The organism is Peribacillus sp. (assembly GCF_059453735.1).
In genome coordinates this window covers 1-3,624 of sequence record NZ_JAZVJO010000024.1, presented here as the reverse complement: position 1 = coordinate 3,624, position 3,624 = coordinate 1, and the positions used below count along the sequence as shown (strand labels likewise).

The 3,624-nt window shown below is 43.9% G+C and carries 2 protein-coding genes and 1 pseudogene; all 3 read right to left on the bottom strand.

From position 1 onward, the window contains the following. The coding region (locus AC52RT_RS00710; RefSeq protein WP_495538976.1) for a SagB family peptide dehydrogenase at positions 1–828 on the bottom strand (828 nt) is incomplete at its 3' end. A gap of 20 nt (positions 829–848) precedes the next feature. Continuing rightward, the gene (locus AC52RT_RS00705; RefSeq protein WP_495538975.1) at positions 849–2,786 is read right to left on the bottom strand and encodes a TOMM precursor leader peptide-binding protein; all 1,938 of its coding nucleotides are present in this window, start codon (positions 2,784–2,786) and stop codon (positions 849–851) included. Then, a pseudogene (locus tag AC52RT_RS00700) lies at positions 2,783–3,624 on the bottom strand (bacteriocin maturation protein); the annotation flags it as partial. The pseudogene AC52RT_RS00700 and the gene AC52RT_RS00705, both read right to left, overlap by 4 nt.

The following is a 3,624-nucleotide window of genomic DNA, read 5'->3' as shown; positions in this document are numbered from 1 at the left end:
ATTCAATAACGGGTACGGTTTTACTCTCTTAGACCGCATGTAATGACGAGCGTGAATGGCTGGGAGTTCTCGGTACAATTCATTCGCTGAAACTTCATCTGCAGAATCTGAATAGGCGATAGGGCTGGTGGATAAAGGAATCACCGCATATGTGCTTTCTTCTAACTCAAATAAACCAAGCAAATGATTAATCGCCTTATCGAGGAATTGGAAGTAAACACCTGCTGCGAAGCCAAATCGTTTTGCCATCTCTAGCAGCTGTCCCATCAGTACGCCTGCATCTAAACCTTGCAAACGGTATGAAAAGTTATTGTATTTATAAAAATTTTTCCAAAACATGGTTGAGAGAAACACAGTACCAAAACAGTCATTCATCTCACATCGATTCCCAAGAGCTTCAGCTAAATACGAATCAAAATTTCCTTCCCGTAACAAAATTAATTGATGGTGGGCTGCATCATAATGGTAGACACCCTCCGGAACGGACTCAAGCTTAAGATAAACGTATAGTTCATTTGGGTACAAAGCACCGCCAGAAGGAGCAAACCGCCTAAAAGATTGCACAATTTCTTTCTCTTGCTCAAACTGACTGATCTGAGAAAGCCCGAATACATACCAAAGAAAATGTCCGAAAGAGCGGATATCAGGTTGAGAAAGCGGCGGCTCCCCTTCAAGCGTCAAGGGTACTTCTATAGAAAGGGGAAAGACAGGCAAATCACGGTAAAGTTTATAGGGTAACGGTGCGTCCTCCCAATCTACATCCCAGTCCGGTGGTCTGACTTTCTCTGTGTCGAATTGCAAATTATATAGAAATTCATCTAGATGCATGTCTGTTCCCCCAAGCTCCTTTATGGAAATGGATGCGGATGCGGGTTTAGTTGATCTAACTTTAGAGCTTGATTCACATAGCCGAGCTCCATTGGCACCTGTAATACTCTTTCAAGCCCTGCAACGCGGGTGAGATGGTGACCGAATGTCATCGGAAGCATGCCAGGAACCAGTACCTTCACACAATGTAAGTCATTCCGTTTTAATTCCGGGGTGGTTTGGTTCACCACCACCACATCCAAGTTCAACTGACGAAAACGTTGAAGAATATCACCTAAATCATCCGTCAAATCCGAGTGATTTACGATGTTCGTAAACTCTTCAGCAAATGTCCGCAGTGGTCGACTTTCATCCAGCAAAAAGTGTAATCGCTCTTCTGTTCTCTTTAAACCAAACAGCATCCCATGATCATCCATCTGCTGAACCTGTGAGGAATCTTGAAACATCTTCTCCCACTTCATTTGATTTCCCTCAAATTTCTCATCAAGTGTCAGCATCATCCCTGCCAACTCGTGCACGGCACTTTTCGCTGCCCGTATCGGATCGAGGTGAGCTCCGGCCGCACAGATAATATTCAGCCCTTTTTTCTTTCTATTTTTTGCTAATGCCCATACACTTGGAATTCCGTGTTCCATGGTTGCGTTATACAAAAAGATATCATATCCCCCAGCGGCACGAGCCCGGTCAATCATTAATCGTAATTCTTCATCCTCCGCAGAATAAGGATCCAAACGTGGAAGCGGCAGTTCTGCATACCAAGTCAATAGAAAGGAGTCCCGTTCCACAACTTCAAATATGCCGTATAAAATGGCCTCCTCCAAGCTTCCACCTAAAGCACAGCCATTTGACGTTTCATACACAAACCCCTCCCCGCAGCCTAAGCTATAATAGGCAAGCAATTCCGGAATTAAAATAGACCGTTCTTGTAAAAACGAATAGCCCCATACCCAATTAATCGGTGCATTAGGATCAAACGGTTTGAAAGGAAAATCAGGCTGTTCATACTGTTCAATTGAATGAACACCAATTTTCTTAGGTTCAAGTGCATAATCCTTCACATTCCGATAGCTATCCCGAATCATCGTCGTCTTGCCGCGGGGCTCTATCCCACAATATCGTTCCAATCCCTCTAAAATGGCGGTCATCTCGCTGATGGCATATGAATTTGTTCGTCCGGCTGCTCCCTCATCTCCATTGAACAAAGGTAAATTAACACTTGCATCAGCAAACGGAGGGATCAAATCTATCATTTTATTATTCAAGAAACCCATTCGTTGATCCAAATAGTCTGAAGCAAGAAACTTACTCAATTCTTTTATTGATCGGCTCCGATAACTATCGGGAATCTTTGGACTTGGTTGCAACAAAATTCGAGCCCGGAAGGAGGAATCTTCAGCTAGTTGGCTACAAACTGGACACACAGGATCAGGAAGAAACGAATGCCATGAAGCATTCAAGTTTTTTAAATTTATTAAAGCAACACGTCCCTCTGATTTAGCCTGAATACCTGTCATTATCCGTTGAACCTCAGCTTCGATTATAAGGGCTGTTTGTAACAACCCCGTATTAGAAGCACCCCTCCCGTCTTTTCCTGGATTACCTTGTAGTTGCTGCTGCCGCAGTTCCCACATTTCTTTCCGATCGCGCCCCGCCATAAGATACCTAAGGTCCGCACACTGAGAACACCCTGGAATAGATGGACGAACCAATGGACCGATTATTCCCTCGCCAAATGCGGTAAACCCCCTAAGCCAAGGAATCTCCATTTCCCCTAGTATTTTTTCAGCTTGTTGATGAATGGAGGGGTTCCAGCCATCATCGAGTACCAGAGCCAATTCTGCTTTTTCAGGTACGTATGTTTCGAAATCACTTCGGCGAATAACTTGGAATTGGCTGGACAGGTCTTTGTATACATAATCCGTTAGAACGCCTTCCCCGATTACCAAAACCGTTTTCACCCGAATTCCTCCTCTCGTACCGTTACGCCCAATACCCCAGCCAATTCTGTTTTAACTAACTCCCACTCAAGTTCAAGGATGTCTAACTGTTTATGGTTCTGTACTAAAATTTCTTTAGCATTCTGTAAATCCTCATATTGGGAATCCCTATCACATACCGGTATCATCAACGTTTGCGGTTCCTTTTCTTCTACAATGACAAATCCTTCCTTCTGATTAGTGTTATTTTGGTAGTTCATCAAGGCCTGTTGTAACGCATTTCGCAAAGCAAAGGTCAGGGTTACCCCTATACTTCCATACCAACTATCGTCCGTATTGACCCAGATTACTGGGAAACCAGATACATTCTTACCACATGCAATCTTTGGTATGCCTGCTATTGTCGTCAGCGCCTGTAAGTAATAGCGACAGCGTTCATCTTCTACCGTGTCCAACACGACGTTATCTGCTGTATTCTCTTGACTATATGCATGCTTAGTAAACTCAACATTCAACCATTTTTGAAGACCTCGGCAAATACACTCAGCAAATGTTTCTCCTGTACCAATCCCTAGAAATTCTTCAGACGATAAGGTTGGTTTGAGCTGCTTGATGATCTCTGCCGAATACCTTTCAATTCCCGAAAGTCCCGCTTCTCTTCGTGCTTCCTTATGCGTCAAATCCGAACAAATGATATCCGGCAGCAGTTTAGCGAACCCTTCCGACAACGGATCAACTACTTGGACACGGCACTGAGCAAGCGGAAGCTGCTTTAACTCTCCTTCTTCCCAACTATGAAAAATGCCTGACTGCGGTGAGGTCAACCGGCTAAAGAGTAGAAATAAGTTTCCCTCTTCCA